Below are 17956 nucleotides of genomic sequence, written 5' to 3'. Positions count from 1 at the left end.
GGAATGTAGTGGAATTGGTGCGCGGAAATGCGTATGTGCATGCTTAGGCCTTACATTATATTCAATGCCTCACTTGAGACTGCGTCGAATGGTTTAGAGCTATTTAGATGATACTTACATTCGTTTTATATAGGATGCTTCAAAAATTAAGTAATACCCCCAATGATCTAATAGCCAAAAGGTGTTGGGGTTTCTTCTATAAATGTTTAGCCAGGAAACTTTTCGATGTTCCTTGTGCCTTATTCCTCCGTTGATATTGGTATACTTTATAAATGCAGTCTAGACAGGACGCATTAAGAAGGACGGGATGAAATGAAACAATTAACGCCACTAGGTGGATTTATTTATACATACGCATATCATCCAGACGAGAAAGACTTATGCCAGTTGGAGATGCGCGCTTTTTTCGCAAAGGATACCGAAGAGAAAATCATTAAAAGCACGCGCGGTATAGACCCGAGCAGAAGCCCATTCATCAAGGAGCGGATTGAAGTGTTGTTTGAGGGCGCGGAGCTAGCGGACATTTTGAAACAAGCTGCCGAAGTGGATATGGAAAGTTACACGTTTAAAGTGATTTTCCCGAAAATCAACGGCTTGGCTTTGGGTGATAAAGTAGAGTACGCGGAAAAACGGGAGATTGAACGACAGATTGGCTTTGTTATCACAGGGAAAGCCGATGTTCATAACCCGGATGTCACTTTTGGGCTGATTCCATTTGAGGACCGTTGGTATTTTGGGAAATACCTGCAAAGCGAGTCTGTTTGGTTCAAACATCAGCGAAAACCACGGGAATATTCCACTGCGCTGAGTACAAGAGTGGCGCGAGCTATCGCCAATATTGCGGTTCCAGATCCTGCGGGAGTCAAAGCGATCGATCCGTGCTGTGGCATTGGAACCGTATTGGTCGAAGCATTGTCGATGGGGATCGACATTGTCGGCCGGGACATCAATCCACTCGTCGTTGATGGTTCGCGGGAAAACATCGCGCATTTCGGTTTGTCAGGAACAGTCGACTTAGGCGCGATTGCCGATATTAAACAGCAATACGACGTGGCCATTATTGATATGCCGTATAACCTGTACACGCACGCGACACTCGTTGAACAGCAGGAAATCCTTAAACACGCATTGCCATTCACCGAAAAATTGCTTGTCGTAACCATTGATCCCATCGATTACATGATAGAGGACGCGGGCTTCACGATAACCGACCGCTGCATCGCGAAAAAAGCATTATTTCTGCGGGAAATTTTGGTGTGCGAGAGAACAGATAAATCATCCCTTTCTGTCGCAGAATTACAGGAAGCATAAAATCTAAGACATGGTTGCAAGAACGTAAGCAGATTTTAGAAGTAGCTACAAAAAATCACCTGGACAAATATGTCCGGGTGATTTTTTCTGCCATAGCTCAAAACTAAATTACCTTTTTCATTCCAATTCTTGCACCGCATAAGAAACCATTTCATATCGCTGTTCTACACGAACCACCGTGAACGTTAATCTAAGATCATTTCGGTCCGCCAAATGCTGGATTGGATCGTTTCCTTGATACAGGTTTATCGCATAGTAATCATCGCCCGCTTTCACTTCGATCACGCGGCCATCTGCTAACCCAAAAGGTTCTTCTGTGGTGATTTGCAGCACTTTACCTGTGACTTTAAGCTCTTGAAGCACTTGCAATGTACCAGTTGGCAAAGCGATCGCGTCTCCGAATTTGTTTCGCAATGTGTACTTAGTGTCTCCAGACTTCACGACGTACTGTGCAGAAGTTCGTTGTATTACCCCCGTATCAGGATACAGCGTTAAGATTTGCCCAATCTGAATGAGGTCCGATGTTAAATTGTTAAGTCTCTTGATGCTGTCGATCGAAACGCCTGTCCGTTTGGAAATGGAATACAAGGTATCCCCTTTTACCACCCGATAATTTCTGTTATCCAGATTTTCCTGGTTTCCATACCAAGGCTGGTTTTTGTGAGGAATTGCGATTTTTTGTCCGGCTATTATTTTGCTGCTTGTAGTGAAGTTCGCCGCCATCAGCTGTTCAACTACCAAATCGTACTTTTTCGCAATGCTGTAGAATGTGTCTCCTTTTTGGACAATGTAATAACTGGCCACTTCAGTAGCTGCACTTGGTGTAACCACTGGGCCTGCAACTGCAGCGGACGAGACTAACGCAAACGACATGAGAATTTTGGCCATTCGTTTCTTTCCTTTCGCCGATTGAGGCTCTTCCTTTTTGGCTTGAGGGACGGGTTTCAAATTCATTTTCACCATCTTACCCCCTACTTTCTGGTTTTATTTTTGCTGCTATTAATACTTAAGTTACCCATAACGAAAATTAATAATCATTATTTTGTTATTTTTCTGATAATTTTACAAATTCATAATCGACTACCTACATACAAGAAAAGGATTTATCTATTTACACATAAATATTGACGGTCTCACTCAATCCTTGTTCTTTCAAATGTAAGATGGTTTCTTTTTACCTTCCTGGAAAAAATCTAAAATGCCTTTTTTTCGTCTAAAAAAGAGGATTTTCATCATTGACTGTCTAATGTTATATCAAACAGGCTTTCTAGGTGCTATAGAAGGCAGAGAGTTATCAGGCAGCCCTTACTGTCTGTGCTGTAACTCTCAGTCCAAATACTGGGGGGGTGATCGTTTTTCTTGATGTCTCCTAATTCGAGTGGTGACGGCTCCAAGTTGCAAATTGCTTCAAGTAATAAAAAAAGAGAAACATGAAAAGGGTACTCAGCCTGATTTCGAGAGGGGGCAAACACCATTAACCCGTTTAATCGCTTTTTACTAATTGTCTTCGGAGTAACTGGGTTACTAAGTATATTAGTATTGGCATCGGTCATTTTTGAGATCCCATACATCTCACCGTGGGTTCAGTCTTTTGATGGCACAGAATGGTTCTTTTATACGTTACTTTCCGCGAGTATATTTATCGGCTTCATCTTTCTAATTTTACTTCTATCTGGCCTTTTTTCTCCTACGCCAGAAAAGCAGATTATCATTCGAACGGGTGAGGGCAACATTGAAATTTCCAGAAAAGCAATAGAGTCTGTTGCGCTTCGTTCAGTTAAAGAACTTAGTGGTGTACGAGATCTTCTTGTCCGAGCAACCATTAATCGGAAACAGAACGCAGTGTCGATTATAGTGAGTTGTCAGGTATTCGATCAAACCAAGCTGCCATCTCTAGGCAAACAAATGCAAGAACGCGTAAAAGAAGCCGTAGGAAGTCTGTTAGAGATCCCTGTTGAAAACGTTGAAATTATAATTGGGGAAACCAAAGAGCTCCATAAAAAACAAACGCAGCGTGTCGTGTAAGGGGGAGGCTGATGAAAACATCCGATTATTTGATGCCCTACCGCGGTCGCTTGGCTGGACTGTTAATTGGGGTTATTATTGCGAGTTTATTTCTGACAATCAACGTAGGTCCAACTCTTTTTATCTTGGCATGTGCCGCTACCGGGTACATCATCGGAAAATGGAAAGATGGAAAACTGGATACAACATCGTGGTTTCAGTTTTTGAAAAACAAACGATAAACTAAAACGACAGGAGAAGATAAAAATGAAAGAAACTTTAACAACAACCAACGAGGTAAGCGGCCACAAAAACAAATTAACATTTGAAGAACAGGTTATTAAAAAAATTGCAGGTATTTCTGCGAGTGATATTAACGGGATCTTGTCAATGAGTGGTGGATTTATGAGTGGCATTGCGGATCGTTTTCGTGCTTCTGGAGATATCACAAAGGGAATTGACGTCGAGATTGGCGAAAAGCAAGTAGCACTTGACCTAAAAGTCATTGTGGAATATGGAAAAAGTATTCCGGCTATCTTCGAAGAAACGATTGCCCAAGTCAAAAAATCCATGCTTAACATGACAGGTCTTGATGTAGTGGAATTAAATATGCATGTAGAAGATGTGATGACAAGAGCCGAATTTGAAGAAACAAGTAAATTCGAAGAAAAAAATGCCCCTGAAACCGGAGAAGTGCCAAGAACACTCGAATAACACCTATAATCAGTAAGAAAAAACAAGCGTGTGCCCAGTAAGATGGCGCATGCTTGTTTTTTTTGAATGAACCTAAAGTAACTGGTTTCCTTCTTTGATTTTGAAAGTAACTTAATTACCATTAAGTTACATTCGTTTGAAGTGATATGTTAGCGTTTGAAAGATGATACATAAGTCGACCTATCAGGTTATCCTGCTATTTTGTTTGATTCTAATAGCAGCAGCGACATTTGCAGGAGCCCCATCAGGAACTCGCGTAAAAGAAATGACATCTTTTAATGCGATCCCTTTTTGGTGGGGGATAAAATCTAGTAATATTTCGCCAATAGAAAATAATTTTCCCATTCAGCACATCTACCTTTTTAAAACTTACTCTATTAATAGTCCCACTTTACAGCTTTAAACGCCGCAGAACCGCCTGTTGCAAAAAACCGAATTCCCTTGCTTTTTCTATCCGGAAAAATACGGGAGGTAAACACTTCAGTTCCATCGTTCACAAAAACTTCCACGGATGAAGAATCAACGAACAAATGAAACTTGTGAACATTTCCAACTATATGGCATTTTCTTTCTGTTCCAAACGCGCTTCCGATTACTTTGCCTGATAGCCTGCGGTCCAGTATGACTTTCCCTTGCACCGCATCATATTTGATCACCGTTTTTTTATCCCCTCCCGCGCAGAATTCTATCCCATATTCTAAGGCATCTCCTTGTTCAAACTCACACACAAGTTCATAAGTAACACCAGAAAATCCATCATACCCTTTCTTTTCATTAGAAATTCTATCCGCTGCTTCAGCTTTCTTTTTACGAAGTGACTGAAGTTCCGGCACAGGTTTTTGAATTATTTTTCCACCGTGAACCGATAATTCCCGAGGGAGTGTCAAACAGTGGGCCCATCCATTTATATCGCTAGGATACTCGATTCCAGGCAAACCCATCCAGCCGACTAAAAGACGTCTGCCATTTGGATCCTCCATGGTTTGTGGGGCATAAAAATCAAAACCTCTGTCAAGTTCGATAAAACTTCCATGATTCAATTCTTTTCGTTGCAGATCGATCCTCTCACCCAGCACATAACCCGCTTGGTAAATATTTTGATAAAGGTCCCCAACAGGCTCCAGTCCTTGCGGAGAGAAAACCAAGACACCTTGATTTTCTATTTCAAAATAATCCGGGCATTCCCACATAAAGCCGAAGTCATCCAACTTTGTGGCAAGTTCTCCTTCGAAGTTCCAATCCAACAGGTTAGTTGAACTTAATAAACAGACACATCCTGTTTTATTCGTTCTTTGTGCTCCGATCACCGCGTAAAAACTTTCTGGCTCTTTCCATACTTTCGGATCGCGAAAATGCTCAGTATATCCCGCTGGGACTTTATCAAGAACTGATTCTTCCAATTTAGTAATATTATCCTGGGCATCCATTATTGCTATACATAGATGTGGGTGTCTATCAAAATTCTCATCCCGTGTATTGCCTGTGTATAACAAATATAATTTTCCGTTATGCTCAATGGCACTTCCCGTATATGCTCCATGGCTGTCAAAATAATCGTCTGGTTTAATGGCTATCCCTACATTCTTCCAGTTTACAAGATCTGTTGATTTGGTATGGTACCAATATTTTAAGCCATGAAAAGGTCCTAACGGATGCCATTGATAAAACAGATGATATTCCCCGTTGAAGTAACTGAAACCGTTCGGATCATTGAGAAGCCCAGAAATCGGTTGAATATGAAACGTTTGCCGCCAAGTGCAGCTATTGACCCTTAAAATCAGCTTATCTATCGCTTCTTGGTTGACCTGATCGAGTCGGATGTAACTTTTCCCCAGTGGTAATTCCATTTTATTTATACTCCTTTTGGTAAAAGTAAAATCTTGCCTTGCAACATGTACCAGAAAACTTAATTATCAAAGAAACCCTTTTCCCACCAAAAGCCATTTTTGGAACCGTTCCCAAAAACGGCTTGAAACTTTGCCTATCTTCCTGTCATCTGTGATTCTTAAATCAAGATAACTCAAATACATCATTTAGAATAATTTATGTTGCTCGGTGCTGCTCACGTGGATGTGGCAAGGCAAGTGAAGTCGATGACAGCTTTGCTTGTGGCCTAACAGGGCCCTAACCCGGTTTTTCAGGTTCGTAATATGGTGATACTCGTGCCACTTCGATTAGCTTATACCTCATTATATCATGGGAAATAAGCAATCAGCTTGCCGAACAACCTGGAAAAATACGTTTTTCATAATCGATGAAGGCACCTTATATACAGCTTGAACTACTCCCACTTAAACGCTCAGGCGTTTAAGTGGGAGATTCCTAAGAACACCAACTAGGCAGTCGGTTGCTTGATTAGGCGAGCCCCGCAGTTCCTGCGGTTAGGAGTCGCATGGCCTCACGCTTGATATTGATACTGGCGTTCATATCCCGCTCGTGGTGCGCCGAACAGGACGGGCTGCTTGACGTCTGGATGCTGGTATCCGCAGTTCGAGCACAACTGGCTGGAGGCAAAGGTTTTGCCAACGGCCACGACGTGTTTGCCGTACCAGTTTGCTTTGTATTCGAGCATGCGGCGGAATTCCGACCAGCTAGCTTCACTGATTCCCTTGGCCAATTGGCGGTTTTGGAGCACGGCAACTACCTGCAAATCCTCGATGCCGATCAGGTCGTGGTTTTTGACGATGTCGGTCGAGCATTTGTGCAGGAAATCCGTTCGGGCAGTGGCGATTTTGTCGTAGATCCGCGCCACGTGCCGTTTTTGTTTCTGGTAGTTTTTCGCCTCCAGCAAGGGGCAGTCGCGTTTTCCGGCCAGCTCCCGACGCCTAGCTAGCTTCCTTTGCGCTTTGGCGAGTTTCTTCTCCAGGTTTCGGAAGCTTTGCGGATGTTGATAGACCGTGCCGTCGGACAAAACGGCGAATTGCTTGAGCCCGATATCGATGCCGACTGCCGAACCTGTTTTCGGCAATTCTTGAACTTCGGTTTCCACTAAGAGCGACACGTAATAGCCGCCGCTGGGTTTGCGCCGGACCGTGGCGCTCAGGATGCGTCCGTCGATTTCCCGGCTGTTGGCCACACGGACCCAGCCCAGTTTCGGCAGCTTGATCTTCTGTCCGTCAAGTGCGATATTGCCGTTCGTGAATTTGGTCGTATAAGACTGGACCGGATTCTTCTTGGACTTGAAGCGCGGCTTTTGGTTTTGCTTGTTCCAAAATCGCTTGAACGCATCGTCCAGATGATGGAGGGCAGACTGCAAGGCGATACTGTTGACTTCCTTCAACCAGAGCAGCTCTTTCTTCAGTTGAGTGAGCTGTGCAGAACAGTGGAGGTAGCCTAAGCCTTTCCGGTCTCTTCAAAAGTGGTATTCTAGTGACCCAGGAAGTGATTGAACACAAAGCGGCTACAGCCGATCGTTTTGGCAATGAGCACATGCTGTTTCTTATTGGGATAGAGTCGAAACTTGTACGCTTTGTGGACCATCACAGCAGGCCACCTCCTTACCAGTATTATGACCAGAACACATGTTCTTTTAACCGTGGAAAACGAAAAAAAAGCGATTCATTCCCGACCTACGCAAGGCGTTGAGGTGAGGGTCTTCTCGCTAAAGATGATAAACACTTTCAACTTCGCGCTCTAAAACTTGGCTGGTATTAGAAATTAGCATTTGGTAATTTTACACCCCCAATTGTTCGTCAATCCCCATTAATATTTTAGACGCGGCAAAGGAATCGAGACGAGGAACAATCGTCCCGATAATGTTCGGTTTTTTAGCTTTTAGACTTTGGGCAAAGCTATCGGGTGTGTATCCCGTTTCATTTATAATTCGCGTGATCTTTCTTTTAGTGGAGTCACTGATAGACCCACCATTAAGATATCGCGAAACCACACTTTTTGCTACACTCGCTAAATGGGCTATATCGTCAATTTTTTTTCATACTTCCAACTCCATAAGAATTAAACTATTTATCCTCAGTTTATACAAAACAATAGCAAACAACGCACTTTTTGATGGCGATTTATTCGGCAATATCCTCATAATTCGTTTTCCTGAACACATCTATTATAATTGAAGCGGTTATTCTAAAAACTATTCTAGCTTCGTTTCCGGTCCGCAAATCACTGCTTCCCACCTCTGCTTTGCGATTGCCTCTTGGATTTTTTCCTCATTAGATAAGAACAAGGTGGTGAACCGGTCGCATTGAAAACAAGGAAGGCTTCTTCTGGACCGGCACAAATCCTGTATCGTCCACTAATTTTTGCTCTTCTTCAGAAAAGATCCATTCAATGGAAGGCTGCACGTTCGGATTTTCCGTCCCCGCGGTAACAGCATAAACTTCAGAAGCCAGAGGGAATTTTCCCGAACGGAAATTCAGGATGCTTGGTTCAATGCCATCAACCGATATCAATTTAATTTTGTCATTGCGGACCATCTCGTTCGAATAGAGGCGGAAAGTAAAGCCAATGGCATTTTGTAGTTCCGATAGCTTGCCACTTCTCCACTTCTTCCGAGAAGAAGGTGTCATATGTTAACTTAAAGTTATCTCCTCGCGAATCCCTACATGTTTCCAGTGAACTGCTATCATAAAGGCTCTTTATGCGCTTCTTTTTCTTAATGAAAGCAACAGTTGCGACACAATCGTCAATATAGGCAATTCGATCAACGGGCCAATGACCAATGCTAAGGCGATCAAGGGTTTATCTGGGAAGGCGATGACCGCAATCGCCAAAGAGACGGGCGAATTGCGTGCAATAATGGTAAGGCTCAGGCTCACGGTATCTTCATAGGAAAATTTCATGGCTTTCCCTACCGTTTGCGCTACCCCAAAGTTGATGACGAAGAAAAGCAAAATCGGAATGAATAAAATAGCAATAACCTCAAGATTATTAAGCAGATAATTTCCCTGTGAGGCAAACATTGCCATGATCGCTAATGATAAAAAGAGAATTTGTGTCGCGGAAAAAAAAGGCAAAAGTCTGTCATTCAAGAATGTTTCCTTCTTTCGTAGAGCATAGCGAGTTGCATGCGCCAAGACAAATGGAATAACCAGAACCAATAGAATGCTTTCCCCGATAGTCGATAACGGAATCGCTTCAATCGTACCGGCAAAAATGAACAGGTAGACCGGCAGCAGTACGACCTGCAAAATCAAATTAATCGGCAAGACCGAAGTGGACAAAGGCACATTCCCTTTCGCGATCGAAGTGAACATCAAATACCAGTCGGTACATGGGGTGACCATCAGCATGATGAAGCCGATCCAAAGGGCTGGATGATCCGCAAGAAAGACTGCACCCAGCCCCCATGCCAAAACAGGCGTCCAGACAAAATTGATGATGGTGCTTGTCTTTAAGAACGGTAGGTTTTTAAAGGCGTTCTTTAGATGCTTCAATGGAATTGATAGAAATAATCCGTAAAGCATGAGCAATAAAAATGGAACAATAAAGGACTCGGCATGTTGCTCAAAAAAGGCAAACTGCCCGAAGAAAAGGCCGACGCCTACTGCAAGTAAAATAATAAGAGTTTGAAACTTCTCGAACACATTCATAAGGGCACTCCTTTGAAGAAATATCGGTTCGGAGATTACTGGGTATCAGCCGGTCGACTTTCATCACCTGAAAATAACTTCAATCCGACGATCCCGAAGACAATAAACATCAGGCAAATCATCTTCGCGATATTTTTTTCTTCTCCCAGCATGGCCATCCCGTATATGGCAGTTCCGACGGCTCCAATGCCTACCCATATCGCATAAGCGGTTCCGATAGGGATGGTCCGAGTTGATAATGACAGCAAGTACATACTGACCGCAATGAAGAAAATAGCAAATAAGCTAGGCGCCAATTTAGTAAATCCATTCGTTTTTGGCATCGTCGCAGCGTAGACGATTTCTGCTGCACCCGCACATAGTAGATAAATCCAGCCCATGTTAATGACCTGCTTTCGAAATATAATTTGCACGAATTTTGATGGAAATAGCCAGTATTGCAATAAAGCTAGTAAGAACTAGCGTGTATTAGTGTATATCACCATTCATTCTGATACCATTTTCTTGTTCTGTAACTATATAAAGCTAGTCCCTAAAATAGGCAATCGGTTTTAGAGTTGGAAATTAAATGGATTTTTCATCTCTCTACAAACCCCAGATGTCCCCCATTTTCCTTCACCCCAATTCCTTGACCCTTAACCACGTCTAGTGCATAGAATAGTCCGCCTTTCTTGTTTGAAGCAGGATCGATAGACTTGAAGCAAGAACTGCGAACTTAACAAGTTAGAAAGGGTGACAAGAATGGCAAGTAGGATTTATTTGTTTTTTTATGAATGCGGTTCGAATAGAGAGTGGACAGATTGATGCATCGCGGAACGCATGGCGAGTCTTTACGATATCAAACCGCTTCATAACTCGCTGTACCTTATCAAGACGACCGATGATGTGCAGTTGCTCGAAACGCATCTCATCAGTTGTTTCGAGCGAAAAGATACATATTTTTTGGTCGATATCACTGAACAGCCCCATCAGTATCAGAATCTATTATCAAAAGGGCTATTCAGTTGGATGGATAATATTTAATGCGTTTGGATGACCATCTTTAATCTGAGTTCATCGACAAACGAGTAAAAGGGAGAGAAGTGGCAGTTCAGTTAGCCTCTTCCCTCCCTTCGTTTTTATGCAGCTACCGATAATCCGGGATCTGTAAACTTATTTCTTATTAGACGGATTGTTTAAGAGATTCTTGCGAAAGGTAATAATTATTGCTCAAACTCTATTTAAACTTGTAAAACTTCTACATTTTCTTTCGAAGCAAAGAAATCTTTTAAATCCTCTGTAGAATCCTTATCCATTTGAAACGTTACGCTTTTATGCGGCAATAAGCTCTGGAGGTATCCTTCCCCTTCTTCAGTTACCCAAAGATGGTATTTCCGGTTTTCTTCACTTTTCATCATAAACTCCATAGAAAGCATTGGCCTTGTTGTAAAGACCTCTTGTTCTTTTAATTCTTCTTTACTTTTTATAGCTGTATTTCCTCACCCTCCTCTACATATAAGCGCATTCCTTTTAAGTATAGTAATAATGAACAGGCCGTTTTAATCGTCTTGCTCATTATTATTTACACGTGGGAACCGTTTTATTAAAACCTACCTCTTCCTACTACTTTTTGCTTTGTCGACAATATAGATAATTATCCCTAAAAGAATATACATAAACGCATAACTTATTGAAGCATCTCTAAATGCATCAGGGTGCAATTCTGTAAAAAGACTATTACTCCAAACATAAGCCAAAAGAATTCCCCAAGTTACAAGAAACGTTATCATATATATTAATAATTTTGATTTGATCTTTTTTCTTAAAGTATCAAAAATAAATAATCCACCCACAAGTAAGCTAAGCAGGATAAATCTGCCCAATAAATGAATATACGGTCCTTGTCCTAACTTTGCTGGCCAGAACCCCAGTAGGATTGGTATGGTGTCTAATAAAGTAATAACAGTAAACAGAATGCATACCGTTACAAACTTATTGTTTAAAATTTTTGTATATAGTCCTTGAATTTCACTATCCATATTACCGCTTTTCATTTAGCTCCCTCCCTCAGGTTCAACTAAATCTGATTATGAATATCTTTCAACGAGTAACAGTGCTTGCGGTTAGGAAAGTGGTTATACAAGCTCTTTAAATTCTTTTATTCAACAAAGTTCAGAATTTTTCCTCCTACAAATAGAAAAGCCATGCCCTCCCGTTACTTTTAGCGGAAAGACAAGGCTTATTAATTTTCTTTTTCAACTCCGCTCTATTTGAAATCAGTTGATTCGGAGCCAGCCGCAGTTACATGGGCCAGATCTTTCTTGGATTTGATTTCATTCCTCTAAAATTCCCGGAATAGCAGCAGTCAATCACCCAACCGAACTCGAGATTACCAAATAAAAAAGAAGCCGTATCGTTACAGCTCCTTCTCTTCAAATTTGATTCATAGCCTATATATGAATCAAATTTGGCAGTATTTTATTGATGCTTAGGGGGTTGGATTTTCCAAAAAGTGCCTCCTTTAAGTTGTTCAATCCGTTCTATAAATTGTCCGTGATTCGCGGCATTTCACAAAACATCCGAAATTCCCAACTTCTGCAAACCCTGGCCAACTCTAATTTTAGTGATAGCTCATAGTGTGGTCTAAGATGCGTTAGTATTTGTATGCCCGGGAAACTGATCCTTACCCATTCTTTTTTGAAGGACAATAACAACAGCCCATGGCATCAGAGCCAAAATCCAAGTAATGGAAGGGGTAAAGGTTTCCATGAAAGATACAACTATCAGTGAAGTGAAATTAAGTACTCCATGATATAAAGCAGCAAGAAAAACGCTTTTCGTATTATTGTAAAACCAGGCATAAATATAAGTCTGCCCTATAAGAGTCATGGTGAATCCGGCAAGAGTCATAACTATACCTATCAGCATTCCCGGTACAGATATATTCTCCATCGAAATTATCGTATGATACACTACAAAAGGGTAATGCCAGAAAGCCCAGATCAATCCGAGAACCCAAATATACTTTTCCCCGCCAAAACGCTTCTGCAGCCTGGGAAGAAGAAACCCGCGCCATCCGGGTTCTTCACCGAAACTAATAACGATTTCCCATAATAAAATCAGCAATATAAAAGGAGCAAGTACACTGAATCCTGTGACACTAAAATTAGCAAACGGCGTTAATACTGTGAGGAGAAAAATGACACCTGGAATTAATACAGCTATTAATCCTGCTTTTAAGTACCAATTCAGTCCTATACGAAATTTAAATGTCTGCCCCCTGAGTTCTGCAAGACCTGACCTGCCTGATTCGAACCCCACAACAATGATGGCCGCAATAAGAGGGCCAAATCCTCCTAGAATGAATATCAGCGAAATGAAAATATGGAAAGTATCAGTAAAACCCGTTTGAATTAACTCAGTATACACTTCCTGGACCGGCAAAACATAACCTATATTATATGAAACAATAAGGGCGCTAATCCAGCATAACCACGTAAAACCACAGGCAAGGACTACATAAGCGGTCACGGGATATTTATTGAGAAAGAAACTTAACCACTTCTTCATTACAGCCCCTCCAATCATTCTGAGTTTTTTGCACCAGCCTTTTCTACGGCAGTTAAAGCTAACATAACCTGAATACTCACAATTAAAAGTATGCAATTTACGATCAACATTACTGTCTTTATAACTTGTACTTCATCTTTTCGCCTCATAACTTTGTACTTCTATTTTGCATTACACAGCATCTCTTATAGCGATACGGACAGTCTACGCATGAAACATCGGAAGACGTTATTTCTAGAAATAAATCATCAAACTCAATTGTCGTAATTTCATCAATTCCACATTCACTCAGTTCGCCAAAATACTTTATACTCCTTTTTAATAACTTCTACTACTCTTTAAAAGCGTTCGTAAAAGTACACTTATACAGAATAAAAAGAAGAGAAGATCGGCTTTAATGAACTGAACCCCAACTGTTAGACACTTTAAAAAAGTGATTACCATTTGAGGCTTTTTCTGTTTTCAGACCCCGATATACTAAATTTAGCTAACTTGGACGGGAGAAGATCACATAAGTAAAATCATTTTCAACGAACACCAACAACGGGTCTTGGAGGCGAATCCACATGTCGCTTCCGTATCTGATCGGGCGATTCAGTACACACCAGAATTCAAAATCCATGCTGTGAAGGAGAACCTTGCGGGCAAAGGTCCTGCCCGAATCTTCAGTGAATGTGGGTTTGATTTAACTGTTATTGGGTCCAAAAAAGCGAATTCATCTTTGAACCGTTGGTGGACAACGTTTCAAACTTATGGAGAAGAAGGATTCTTTGAAGAGCGCCGCGGAAAAGGCAGTACCGGCCGACCATCCACCAAGGATCTCTCTGCGGAGAAAAAGCTGGAGAAGGCGGAAGCCCGCATCAAATACCTAGAAGCGGAAAATAAGTTGCTAAAAAAGCTCGAGGCGCTCGAGAGGCTGGCGAAGAAACGCAGCTGACCCCAATGGAAAAATATAAAGCAATCAATGAGGTGGTCCGCAGATTTCAATTGAAGAATTTGGTGAAAACCCTTCGTCGCACAGCGAATGTCAGCCGCAGGGGCAATTGCATCAACAACGCCCCTATCGAATTGTTTTTTGGCCACTTTAAAGATGATCTAGATTTTCGACAAGCAACCAGTCTCGCCGAACTGAAAGGGCTGGTGGATGATTACATGGAGCATTTCAACGGAACACACAAGCAATGGAATTTAAAAAAGATGACTCCGGTACAATACCGAAATCATCTCATCGCAGCCTAGCTGCAGGGTGCTTTTATTAAACTGTCCATTAAATGGGGGCTCAGTTCAAAGAGATCTTCTCCTTTTTTACGTACTAGGTAACTCATCTATTGCTCTACTTTATTTAAATCGAGGGGTTTAGTTTCTATAAAAACAACAGAAGACACTCTATCATCATGCTCATGAGCGTGATGATCTTCTAAAAAATGAGAACATCGGCAAAAACAATTTGCTCCTGAGCCTCATCATTTCCGTCCAGATGCTTTGTAACATGTTTACTATCTACAACAGTGATAATGCTGTCTACTTGGAACTTTTGTGAAAGCAATTCATCCATGAAGAAAGTTTGAGCCACTAGGCTGGGTCAGCTAAGCCCGTAGTTTCAATTAAGACACGATCAAATTTCACTTTCCTGGTGGAAACCACCGGCTTGGTACACGACGGACCGGTCGGCGAAGAATTAGCCGACCAACGGTTTATCCAGCGTCTGCCGGAAGACAGAACCAACATCCCCTGAGATTTCACCTACCGGCTCGATACGTCTTAATCGCGATTGAAGAAACGCCACTGCGTTGTCTTCTTCACTGACCATGAAGGACAGGAAATCCGGGTCGTCACGAGCCTGCGCCATGTTTCGGCCGAAGCCGTCGCGGCGATGTACAAAACTCGGTGGGGCATCGAATCGTTTTTTCGCTGGATCAAACAAAACTTGAATGTACCGAAGTTATTCCGCCAAACGCCGAATGCCGTCTATAATCAACTTTTTGCGGCATTGATCGCTTATGTGCTGGTACAATGGCTATATCAAAAGACAAAGCCAGCCATGCGGAAGCCGTCCTTATCGCTCGTGGCTTTTCAGCGCACGATATTGAACAGCACTTTTCCCCTGATTTGGCTGGATCCCTTGACGACGTTTCTGCACGAGCATTTTGCGCGCAGCAGGAGAATTCTGTCATTCATTGGTTAATCAACACCCCGTGTTATAATAATCTAAATAAGATAGAGGAGGAATTCAAGATGCTACCAACAAATTTGACAAAAGCGTTAAACGATCAATTCAATAACGAACTTCAGGCGGCGCATGCGTACACAGCGATGGCGTCATACTTTTCAGGAAAAGGGTACCATGGATTTGCCAATTTCTATTTAATCCAATCAAGAGAAGAACATGTTCACGCGATGAAATTCTATCAATATCTGGTGACGATGAATGAACAGCCTGTACTCCAGGCGTTAACAGAACCTAAAAACCATTATACAAATGCCCTGGATGTCATGGAAGCTTCACTTGCGCAGGAGAAGTCAGTGACTGCAAACATATATACACTGGTAACCTTGGCGGATGAACTGCAGGAACATGCCACGTTATCATTTTTGGATTGGTTTATTGAAGAACAAATGGAAGAAGAAAAAATGTTCCGAGATATTATCATTCGCTTAAAAGGCATCGAAGAAGGCGGCGAGTATTTCCTGAAAATGGACGACGAGTTTGCTGCAAGAAAACTGGAAGAATAATACGGGCGAAATCAAACAGCACACGGCTGAGATTGTGTGCTGTTTGTTGTATGGAAAGAGGTGATGGACTATAAACCTTCTATATATTTTAACAACATCAGTTTCTCGATTGGCGATGTGCATATCCTGAAGGAAGTGACCGGCTCTTTTCCATAGGGTAAAATCACCACACTTGTTGGCCCATCGGGAGCCGGGAAAACGACCTTATTAACATTATGCAATGCGCTGTTGTCCCCAAGTAGAGGTGAACTGTACATTAAATCGACGAGTAAGAGCCGGTGGAACTGCGCCGGAAAGTTGGATAGGCTACACTTTTTTGGACAGAAAAATGAAGGGGGCGTAAGCTAAAACAAAATCAATCCCCGAAGAGGAGTACTTATTATGCCCCAAGATCGTCGCGCTTTTTCGCGTGAATTCAAGCAACAGATGGTCGATTTAGTCGAAAACGGCAAAAGCAAAAAGGAAATCATTCGAGAATATCACGTTGGCTCGTCCTCGCTCGATCGTTGGATCGCTCAGGCCCATCGTTCCGATTCGTTCATTGAAAAAGAGAATCGCACAACTGAACAACAAAAGTTGATCGACTACAAAAAACGCGTTCAACAACTGGAGATGGAAGTCGATATTTTAAAGCAAACCGCGCTGATCATGGGACAAAAATAGAGATTATCCAAAAGAATCAGGATCGCTATTCGGTATCAGCAATGTGCAAAGTCCTCGGAATCAGCCGCAGTAATTTCTATTACGGAACGACGACTGCGGTCGTAAATCAACAAAAGAAAACCGATGAAGAACAGACATTAAAAAAGAAAATCTCTGCGATCTTCCGCCAGCGCCAATGCCCACCCATACCGCATAAGCGGTTCCAACAGGGATCTCGTCCGAGTGGATAAAGAGAGTAAGTACATACTTGACCGTAATGAAGAAGACACAAAACAAGCTTGGTCCCAGTTTCGTGAATCCATCCGTTCTTGGCATCATTGCGGCATAAACGATTTCGGCTGCACCCGCAAATAGCACAAAAATTACTTCCATAGAAAAAAGCGAGAATTTTATGTCGTCCTCACTCTTCCGATAACATGACGATATGTAACCTGTTTTTTGAAAATATTTAATCAGAAAAATTTTATTGCATACTGATTGTTTCTTTGTTTTTCAGAGAATCTATTTAGCGCTTATATTTAGCCAAGAAAGGGACGATGCCAATACATTGGCATCGTCCCTCCGGATTTATTGTTAGTTTTTGATCTTTTCTCCGTTTTTTATTGCTTTTTTCTATCACGCGTGTTGATTAACCAGAATAATCCAAATCAATACAAAAAGAGACACCTTTCTTGTAGACTGTAAGTGCGAACCAACAACTACAGGAAGAGGTGTCCCTTATGAAACAGAATACCATGTTCCCGAACTTGATTCAAAAGTTGATTACAGATGAAGAAGTGGCCACGCTCACGGAGCTCATCGGCTACGAAGACACCGCGCGGAAGCTCACTATCGGGTATCAAGCTTCATGTCAACTATACACCCGAAACCAGTATGCCGCTAGACGTGGTTGAAACCACCGGTCTGGTACACGATGGACCGGTCGGTGAACGCTTGGCCGACCGCCGGTTTATCCTGGTGCAGGACCGGGCGTATTTCAACATCAAACGCATTGACCGGTTCGTATCGGATCACCAGGATTTTGTCATCCGAGTGAAAGAGAATGTGGAACTGTCGACCATCAAATCGCTGCAGCGCCTGCCAGAGAAAGGGTCCAATGTTAGCCGTGACTTCACCTGCCGGCTGGGAACGCCTCAATCGCGCTCAACGAAACGACACCGCATGGTCTTTTTCACGGATCATGAAGGACACGAAATTCGGGTCGTCACCAATCTTCTCAACCTGTCAGCTGAGACCAGCGCTCAAATCTACAAAGCGCGTTTGGGGCATCGAATCCTTTTTCCGCTGGATCAAACAGAACCTGAATGTGCCGAAGTTATTCGGCCAAACGCCCAATGCCGTCTATAATCAACTGTTTGCGGCATTGATCACTTATGTGCTGGTGCAGTGGCTCTATCAAAAAACAAAGTTGACCATCCCTACGCCTGCCTTGTCGC

General features: G+C 42.3%; 20 protein-coding genes and 4 pseudogenes. 10 read left to right on the top strand and 14 right to left on the bottom strand.

The features are described from left to right. Positions 1-312 precede the first annotated feature (312 nt). On the top strand, positions 313-1311 hold the full coding sequence (locus tag J7E21_RS02455) for a TRM11 family methyltransferase (protein ID WP_215104425.1): 999 nt from the start codon (positions 313-315) through the stop codon (positions 1309-1311). A 117-nt stretch (positions 1312-1428) separates the two neighbouring features. Here J7E21_RS02455 and J7E21_RS02450 read toward each other — a convergent pair whose 3' ends face one another. After that, entirely contained in the window at positions 1429-2271 is an 843-nt protein-coding gene (locus tag J7E21_RS02450; RefSeq protein WP_215104424.1) for a LysM peptidoglycan-binding domain-containing protein, read from the bottom strand. 513 nt (positions 2272-2784) lie between these two features. Between J7E21_RS02450 and amaP the strand changes: the two genes are divergently transcribed. The 3 genes from amaP to J7E21_RS02435 are packed head-to-tail and all read left to right on the top strand — an operon-like array spanning position 2785 to position 4029. Further along, positions 2785-3336 carry an alkaline shock response membrane anchor protein AmaP gene (gene amaP, locus J7E21_RS02445; protein ID WP_215106068.1) on the top strand — a complete coding sequence of 184 codons (552 nt, stop codon included), beginning with the start codon at positions 2785-2787 and terminating at the stop codon, positions 3334-3336. An 11-nt stretch (positions 3337-3347) separates the two neighbouring features. Next, the gene (locus J7E21_RS02440; RefSeq protein ID WP_215104423.1) at positions 3348-3557 is read left to right on the top strand and encodes a DUF2273 domain-containing protein; all 210 of its coding nucleotides are present in this window, start codon (positions 3348-3350) and stop codon (positions 3555-3557) included. 25 nt (positions 3558-3582) lie between these two features. Continuing rightward, entirely contained in the window at positions 3583-4029 is a 447-nt protein-coding gene (locus J7E21_RS02435) for an Asp23/Gls24 family envelope stress response protein (RefSeq protein WP_215104422.1), read from the top strand. Between the two features lie 213 nt (positions 4030-4242). Here J7E21_RS02435 and J7E21_RS02430 read toward each other — a convergent pair. The 11 genes and pseudogenes from J7E21_RS02430 to J7E21_RS02380 all read right to left on the bottom strand — a co-directional run. Next, positions 4243-4374: pseudogene (locus tag J7E21_RS02430) on the bottom strand (carbohydrate kinase); the annotation flags it as partial. A gap of 32 nt (positions 4375-4406) precedes the next feature. Further along, positions 4407-5876 (bottom strand): glycoside hydrolase family 32 protein, encoded by a 1470-nt coding sequence (locus tag J7E21_RS02425; RefSeq protein WP_215104420.1) that lies wholly within the window; start codon positions 5874-5876, stop codon positions 4407-4409. 508 nt (positions 5877-6384) lie between these two features. Then, positions 6385-7509: pseudogene (gene tnpB / locus J7E21_RS02420) on the bottom strand (IS200/IS605 family element RNA-guided endonuclease TnpB). Positions 7510-7639: 130 nt separating this feature from the next. After that, positions 7640-7954, bottom strand: a pseudogene (locus tag J7E21_RS02415) (LacI family DNA-binding transcriptional regulator); the annotation flags it as partial. Between the two features lie 162 nt (positions 7955-8116). Next, complete coding sequence (locus J7E21_RS16520; RefSeq protein ID WP_215104418.1) at positions 8117-8209, bottom strand: DUF2711 family protein; 93 nt, start codon at positions 8207-8209, stop codon at positions 8117-8119. Further along, positions 8196-8552 carry a type 2 periplasmic-binding domain-containing protein gene (locus tag J7E21_RS02405; RefSeq protein ID WP_215106181.1) on the bottom strand — a complete coding sequence of 119 codons (357 nt, stop codon included), beginning with the start codon at positions 8550-8552 and terminating at the stop codon, positions 8196-8198. The genes J7E21_RS16520 and J7E21_RS02405 overlap by 14 nt, the downstream gene beginning before the upstream one ends. 69 nt (positions 8553-8621) lie before the next feature. Then, complete coding sequence (locus J7E21_RS02400) at positions 8622-9575, bottom strand: arsenic resistance protein (protein WP_215104416.1); 954 nt, start codon at positions 9573-9575, stop codon at positions 8622-8624. Positions 9576-9610: 35 nt separating this feature from the next. Beyond that, positions 9611-9955, bottom strand: a complete 345-nt coding sequence (locus J7E21_RS02395) for a DMT family transporter (protein ID WP_215104414.1) — start codon at positions 9953-9955, stop codon at positions 9611-9613. A gap of 840 nt (positions 9956-10795) precedes the next feature. Continuing rightward, positions 10796-11041 carry a YhfM domain-containing protein gene (locus J7E21_RS02390; RefSeq protein ID WP_483313482.1) on the bottom strand — a complete coding sequence of 82 codons (246 nt, stop codon included), beginning with the start codon at positions 11039-11041 and terminating at the stop codon, positions 10796-10798. 123 nt (positions 11042-11164) lie between these two features. Continuing rightward, positions 11165-11608 carry a DUF6608 family protein gene (locus J7E21_RS02385; protein ID WP_215104410.1) on the bottom strand — a complete coding sequence of 148 codons (444 nt, stop codon included), beginning with the start codon at positions 11606-11608 and terminating at the stop codon, positions 11165-11167. A gap of 589 nt (positions 11609-12197) precedes the next feature. Further along, positions 12198-13124 carry a CPBP family intramembrane glutamic endopeptidase gene (locus J7E21_RS02380; protein WP_215104408.1) on the bottom strand — a complete coding sequence of 309 codons (927 nt, stop codon included), beginning with the start codon at positions 13122-13124 and terminating at the stop codon, positions 12198-12200. A gap of 511 nt (positions 13125-13635) precedes the next feature. Between J7E21_RS02380 and J7E21_RS02375 the strand changes: the two are divergent. Next, a pseudogene (locus tag J7E21_RS02375) lies at positions 13636-14363 on the top strand (IS3 family transposase). A gap of 178 nt (positions 14364-14541) precedes the next feature. Here the strand turns inward: J7E21_RS02375 and J7E21_RS16630 are convergent. Further along, positions 14542-14679: a GTP-binding protein gene (locus J7E21_RS16630; RefSeq protein WP_483313481.1), complete on the bottom strand. Its 138-nt coding sequence runs from the start codon at positions 14677-14679 to the stop codon at positions 14542-14544. A gap of 216 nt (positions 14680-14895) precedes the next feature. Between J7E21_RS16630 and J7E21_RS02365 the strand changes: the two genes are divergently transcribed. The 4 genes from J7E21_RS02365 to J7E21_RS02350 all read left to right on the top strand — a co-directional run bounded on the left by J7E21_RS02365 (position 14896) and on the right by J7E21_RS02350 (position 16520). Next, on the top strand, positions 14896-15309 hold the full coding sequence (locus J7E21_RS02365) for a transposase (RefSeq protein WP_251047767.1): 414 nt from the start codon (positions 14896-14898) through the stop codon (positions 15307-15309). Positions 15310-15359: 50 nt separating this feature from the next. Continuing rightward, complete coding sequence (locus tag J7E21_RS02360) at positions 15360-15857, top strand: ferritin (protein WP_215104406.1); 498 nt, start codon at positions 15360-15362, stop codon at positions 15855-15857. A 162-nt stretch (positions 15858-16019) separates the two neighbouring features. Next, a complete protein-coding gene (locus tag J7E21_RS16515) occupies positions 16020-16205 on the top strand; it encodes an ATP-binding cassette domain-containing protein (RefSeq protein WP_353047738.1) in 186 nt (61 codons plus the stop codon). A gap of 33 nt (positions 16206-16238) precedes the next feature. Beyond that, positions 16239-16520, top strand: a complete 282-nt coding sequence (locus J7E21_RS02350) for a transposase (RefSeq protein WP_215104404.1) — start codon at positions 16239-16241, stop codon at positions 16518-16520. A gap of 60 nt (positions 16521-16580) precedes the next feature. Here the strand turns inward: J7E21_RS02350 and J7E21_RS16510 are convergent, their stop codons facing one another. Further along, positions 16581-16892: a DMT family transporter gene (locus J7E21_RS16510; protein ID WP_353047715.1), complete on the bottom strand. Its 312-nt coding sequence runs from the start codon at positions 16890-16892 to the stop codon at positions 16581-16583. A gap of 396 nt (positions 16893-17288) precedes the next feature. Between J7E21_RS16510 and J7E21_RS02340 the strand changes: the two genes are divergently transcribed. Then, the gene (locus J7E21_RS02340) at positions 17289-17867 is read left to right on the top strand and encodes a transposase (RefSeq protein ID WP_483313472.1); all 579 of its coding nucleotides are present in this window, start codon (positions 17289-17291) and stop codon (positions 17865-17867) included. Positions 17868-17956: the final 89 nt, after the last annotated feature.

Origin of the sequence: Planococcus sp. ISL-109, assembly GCF_018613655.1 — a bacterium.
Lineage (GTDB): Bacteria > Bacillota > Bacilli > Bacillales_A > Planococcaceae > Planococcus.
The sequence above is the reverse complement of the archived record's forward strand: the minus strand, read 5'-3'. Positions and strand labels throughout refer to the sequence as shown.

Bases quoted from the DNA above. Each gene is read 5' to 3' on its own strand.
- J7E21_RS02455 (WP_215104425.1), top strand. From the start codon at position 313: ATGAAACAATTAACGCCACTAGGTGGATTTATTTATACATACGCATAT.
- J7E21_RS02440 (WP_215104423.1), top strand. From the start codon at position 3,348: ATGAAAACATCCGATTATTTGATGCCCTACCGCGGTCGCTTGGCTGGA.
- J7E21_RS02435 (WP_215104422.1), top strand. From the start codon at position 3,583: ATGAAAGAAACTTTAACAACAACCAACGAGGTAAGCGGCCACAAAAAC.
- J7E21_RS02425 (WP_215104420.1), bottom strand. From the start codon at position 5,876: ATGGAATTACCACTGGGGAAAAGTTACATCCGACTCGATCAGGTCAAC.
- J7E21_RS02405 (WP_215106181.1), bottom strand. From the start codon at position 8,552: ATGACACCTTCTTCTCGGAAGAAGTGGAGAAGTGGCAAGCTATCGGAA.
- J7E21_RS02400 (WP_215104416.1), bottom strand. From the start codon at position 9,575: ATGAATGTGTTCGAGAAGTTTCAAACTCTTATTATTTTACTTGCAGTA.
- J7E21_RS02395 (WP_215104414.1), bottom strand. From the start codon at position 9,955: ATGGGCTGGATTTATCTACTATGTGCGGGTGCAGCAGAAATCGTCTAC.
- J7E21_RS02385 (WP_215104410.1), bottom strand. From the start codon at position 11,608: ATGAAAAGCGGTAATATGGATAGTGAAATTCAAGGACTATATACAAAA.
- J7E21_RS02380 (WP_215104408.1), bottom strand. From the start codon at position 13,124: ATGAAGAAGTGGTTAAGTTTCTTTCTCAATAAATATCCCGTGACCGCT.
- J7E21_RS16630 (WP_483313481.1), bottom strand. From the start codon at position 14,679: ATGGATGAATTGCTTTCACAAAAGTTCCAAGTAGACAGCATTATCACT.
- J7E21_RS02360 (WP_215104406.1), top strand. From the start codon at position 15,360: ATGCTACCAACAAATTTGACAAAAGCGTTAAACGATCAATTCAATAAC.
- J7E21_RS02350 (WP_215104404.1), top strand. From the start codon at position 16,239: ATGCCCCAAGATCGTCGCGCTTTTTCGCGTGAATTCAAGCAACAGATG.
- J7E21_RS16510 (WP_353047715.1), bottom strand. From the start codon at position 16,892: ATGGAAGTAATTTTTGTGCTATTTGCGGGTGCAGCCGAAATCGTTTAT.
- J7E21_RS02340 (WP_483313472.1), top strand. From the start codon at position 17,289: ATGAAGAAGTGGCCACGCTCACGGAGCTCATCGGCTACGAAGACACCG.